Annotated in this window: 1 protein-coding gene; it reads left to right on the top strand. The window is 41.8% G+C overall.

What is annotated here, in order from left to right; all coding sequences use genetic code 11:
- Positions 1–213 precede the first annotated feature (213 nt).
- A partial coding sequence (locus A3763_RS14340; protein ID WP_156495101.1) for a DUF4158 domain-containing protein occupies positions 214–1288 on the top strand: 1075 nt, incomplete at its 3' end.

Genomic DNA, 1288 nt, shown 5'->3' with positions numbered 1-1288 from the left:
TTGGTTACTTCAGATGGAATCGAGAAGTAACGTTGACGATCTTCCTTGGAAAATCTAGGAGGAGTGTCGAACAACAGTCTTTCTGCGTCGTTCAAAATATTGATAACTGGCATATCACTACGCTCTTATTGGGGTAATACACTCTAAGGTGCGATAGCGGCCAACTTTTTGTACTCTCCTCATTCTTAAAATAAAAATATAAAGGAATGAGGCATGAAAAAGCTTTGGGATCTCGAAGAGCTCACAAACCACTGGACACTTTCATTTAAAGAGCTCGAGTTAAAAGGCAGCAAACCAGGTAAAAGTCTGTTGGGTCTGTTCGCTCAATTGAAGTACTACCAGAACACCGGTAATTTCCCCTACAAGTCATCTGACATACCCGCTGCGCCCCTGAAATATTTGTGTGATCAGCTAGATGCTGACCTTTCCGACATTGACAATTATGACTGGATTGGGAGATCTGGTCGCCGTCATCGAGAAACCTTACTAAAGTTCCTTGGAATTCGTAAGGTAACAAGCACTGATAAACAGAAAGCTTCTGAATGGTTGGTTTGCGAGCATTTACCAAATAATAGTGAACAAACAGATCTCGGATCTAGGTTGGCCGAGTGGTTTCATCAGAACAAAGTGGAGCTGCCAGCAGTGAAAGAGCTCGATAGACTGATTGCATCTTCTGTTAGCGAGTTCGAGCGGCGGCTTTTCAATGAAATCTCAGTTTCATTATCCACGAGCGCAAAAGAAAAACTTGATGCTCTAATTTCAGAAAATACATCAGGTCTAAATTACTCAGAGCTTAAATCTGAGCCGGGGCGAATGAGCTTAGACAGCATAATAAATGAAAGTAAAAAGCTTCGTTTCTTAAACTCGCTGAATCTTGATAAACAGGTACTCTCTGCCGTACCTCAGAAAATAGTTTCTCGTTATCGTCAACGGGTTGCTTCAGAAAATGCCTGGGAAGTTAGAAGGCATCCTGAATCCTCTAAGTACGCAATGCTGGCCATGCTGTGCTTTTCTCGGCAAAGAGAAGCAATAGATGGGTTAATTGATTTGTTTTGCCAGATAGTTCATCGGCTTAATGCTCGCGCAGAGAAAAAGGTCGTAAAGTCTATGCTCAAAGATTTTCAAAAGGTGTATGGCAAAAACACGATACTTTTTAGAATTGCAGAAGCCTCGCTGGAAAAACCAAGCGCTACAGTGCAAGAAGTTATTTATCCAATAGCCGGTGAATCGACGTTAACGAACCTAGTTAAAGAGTTTAAATCTTCTGGCTCAGGGTACAAAAACCAAG

This window comes from Oleiphilus sp. HI0128, from assembly GCF_001635365.1.
Note: the sequence above shows the minus strand (reverse complement) of the source record. Positions and strands in the feature narration are given on the sequence as shown.